The following is a 2939-nucleotide window of genomic DNA, read 5'->3' on the forward strand; positions in this document are numbered from 1 at the left end:
CGTCTACCATCCGCCGCTCGTTCCTCGCGGCTCCCGCCAGGCCCGACCACGACGCGGCACCACCACCCACCCCGCCCTACGTCGTCTCACCCAGGTCCTCGCTCGCCCGGGCGAGCGCACGCCTCGTGGCTAGGTATCTCTTTCTGCCCACCAGGGCTCTACCTCGGCTTACCACGGCTCTACCTCGCGCGACCTCGGTTCTACCTCGGGCGACCTCGGCTCTACCTCGGGCGACCAGGGCTCTACCTCGGCGGGTCGCCGTTCTCTCGCGTGCGACCGGGGTTTGCTCGCGGGCGGTGGGTCAGAGGGCGCGGGTGGTGCCGCGGACGACGAGGGTCGTGGGGAGGCGGAGGTGGGGCTCGCGGGGGTTGCCCTCGACGAGGTCGACGATGAGGCGCAGGGCCTCGGCGCCCATGCGGTGGATCGGCTGGTCGACGGTCGTCAGGGGCGGGGTGGTGAGGGCCGACTCGGGGACGTTGTCGAACCCGACGACGGACACGTCGTCGGGCACGCGCAGGCCGAGCTCGGCGGCGACCTCCGTGGTGCGGATGGCGGACAGGTCGTTCGCGGCGAAGATCGCCGTGGGCCGGTCGGGGAGGGAGAGGAGCTCGTGCGCGGGGGAGTCCGCGAGGTCGGGGCGGTAGCCACCGACGCGGACGAGGTCGGGGTCGAAGGGGATGCCGGCGTCGGCGAGCGCGTCGCGGTACCCCTGCTCGCGGAGGCGCGCGGACTCGAGGTCGGGGCGGCCGGCGAGGAAGCCGATGCGGCGGTGGCCGAGGGAGAGCAGGTGCTCGGTCGCGGCGCGCGCGCCGGCGAGGTTGTCGGAGTCGACGGTCGGCGGGCCCGACGGGCCGCGGTGCGGGTCGACGGCGACGACCGGGATGGAGTTGCCGGGCGCGACGACGGTCGGCGTGACGAGGATGGCGCCGTCGATCAGCGTGCCGCCGAGCCGTGAGAGATAGCGCTGCTCCCAGCCCACGCGGTCGTCGCGGCGCAGCCCGCCGGAGTAGGCGAGGAGCTCGTAGCCGGTGCCGTCGACCGCGTCCGAGATGCCCTTGAGCAGCTCGGTCGAGAACGGCTCGAACTCGGCGACCAGGATGCCGATGACGTTGGTGCGACGGCTGCGCAGGCTGCGCGCGACGATGGACGACTCGTACCCGAGCTGGTCGATGATCTCCTGGACGTGCCGGGATGTCTCCAGGGCGACGCCGTAGCGACCGTTGATCACCTTGGAGACGGTCGCGACGGAGACGCCGGCGGTGCGCGCGACATCGCCGATCGTGACTCTTCCCGTGGAGCGCATGGGGAGACAGTAGCCCGTGATGCGACGCCTCGGCGGCGCCCCGCCGGGCGCGCGGCCCGGACCGCCGACGCGTCGCGGGCCGCGCCCGCACCCCTGCGGCCGCGCGGGTCGATCGTGCCCGCCACATCGTGTGTAAAACGTTATCGATAACGATTGACAGGCTGGCCCTGCGTTTGCGAGAGTCGCTCTGGCGGCCCCGACGCGGGGGCGGCCCGGCGCGCTCGACGGAGCGCGCGCCCGTGCGGCTCGACGAAGAGGACGAATCATGAGGTCTCGGAAGTTCCTGGCGGCATCGGCCGCGCTGGTGGCGAGTGCGATGGCGCTCTCGGCCTGTGGCGGCGGAGGGGGGTCCGGCACGGAGGACGGCGACGTCACCCTGACGTTCTGGCACAACTCCACGACCGGCCCCGGCATGGAGTACTGGAAGACCACGGCCGCGGCGTTCGAGGACGAGAACCCCGGCGTGACGATCAAGATCCAGGCCATCCAGAACGAGGACATGGACGGCAAGCTCCAGACCGCGCTGAACTCGGGTGACGCTCCCGACATCTTCATGGCGCGCGGCGGCGGCAAGCTCGCGGACGTCGTCGAGGCGGGTCAGGTCAAGGACCTGACCGACCTCATCGACCCGGCGGTCAAGGAGGCGGTCGGCGGGTCGCTGAGCGCGCTCTCGGTCGACGGCAAGGTCTACGGCATGCCGGTGTCGATCCTGCCCGGCGGCATGTTCTACAGCACCGAGCTCTTCGAGCAGGCCGGCATCACCGAGACCCCGGGGACGATCGCCGACCTCGAGGCGGCGACCGAGCAGCTCAAGGCCGCCGGCATCGCGCCCATCGCGCTCGGCGCCAAGGACGCGTGGCCCGCCGCGCACTGGTACTACTTCTTCGCGCTCCGGTACTGCTCCCAGGACGCGATGAACGAGGCCGCCGAGACGCGGACCTTCGACGACCCGTGCTGGCTCGACGCCGGCAACGCGCTCGCGGACTTCGCGGCGACCGAGCCGTTCAACGAGGGCTTCCTCACCACGTCCGCGCAGCAGGGCGCCGGCTCGTCGGCCGGCCTGCTCGCGAACCACCAGGCGTCGATGGAGCTCATGGGCGCGTGGGACCCGGGCGTCATCGCGTCCCTCACGCCGGACGAGAAGCCCCTGCCCGACCTCCAGTGGTTCCCGTTCCCCGAGGTCGATGGCGGTGACGGCGAGCCCGGCGCGATGATGGGCGGCGTCGACGGCTACTCGTGCTACGTGGACGCCCCGGACGCGTGCGCCGACTTCCTCAACTACGCCATGTCGAAGGAGTCGCAGGAGGCCTACGCCACCGCGTTCCAGACGCTGCCCGCGAGCAAGGAGGCGCAGGCCGCCGTCGTCGACCCGGCCCTCGTCTCGATCCTCGAGGCGTACAACGAGGCGCCGTACGTCTCCGTCTGGCTCGACACGCTCTACGGCCAGAACATCGGGAACGCGCTGAACACGGCCGTCGTCAACCTGCTCGCCGGCCAGGGCACTCCCGAGGACATCGTCACCGCCGTCAACGACGCGGCCGCCAAGGAGTAGCACCTTCCATGAACGTGTCCCAGGGCGAGATCTCGCCGAGCACGACGACGCCCGAGGACCGGGGGGGGGGGGGGGGGGGGGGAG

General features: G+C 71.9%; 2 protein-coding genes. One reads left to right on the forward strand and one right to left on the reverse strand.

The window, feature by feature from the left end; translation table 11 throughout:
• Positions 1-301 precede the first annotated feature (301 nt).
• The gene (locus ACTJIY_RS13905) at positions 302-1303 is read right to left on the reverse strand and encodes a LacI family DNA-binding transcriptional regulator (protein WP_440674832.1); all 1002 of its coding nucleotides are present in this window, start codon (positions 1301-1303) and stop codon (positions 302-304) included.
• Positions 1304-1568: 265 nt separating this feature from the next.
• Here ACTJIY_RS13905 and ACTJIY_RS13910 point away from each other — a divergent pair, with 265 nt between their 5' ends.
• Positions 1569-2855, forward strand: coding sequence for an extracellular solute-binding protein (locus ACTJIY_RS13910; protein WP_440674830.1), 1287 nt, complete (start codon positions 1569-1571; stop codon positions 2853-2855).
• Positions 2856-2939 lie beyond the last annotated feature (84 nt).

The sequence above is a fragment of the Cellulosimicrobium sp. 22598 genome (genome assembly GCF_052044445.1).
In the GTDB taxonomy this organism is placed as follows: domain Bacteria; phylum Actinomycetota; class Actinomycetes; order Actinomycetales; family Cellulomonadaceae; genus Cellulosimicrobium; species Cellulosimicrobium cellulans_G.

What these genes read in the sequence shown, in the direction of transcription:
- ACTJIY_RS13905 (WP_440674832.1), bottom strand. Translation starts at nt 1,303, where the DNA reads ATGCGCTCCACGGGAAGAGTCACGATCGGCGATGTCGCGCGCACCGCC.
- ACTJIY_RS13910 (WP_440674830.1), top strand. Translation starts at nt 1,569, where the DNA reads ATGAGGTCTCGGAAGTTCCTGGCGGCATCGGCCGCGCTGGTGGCGAGT.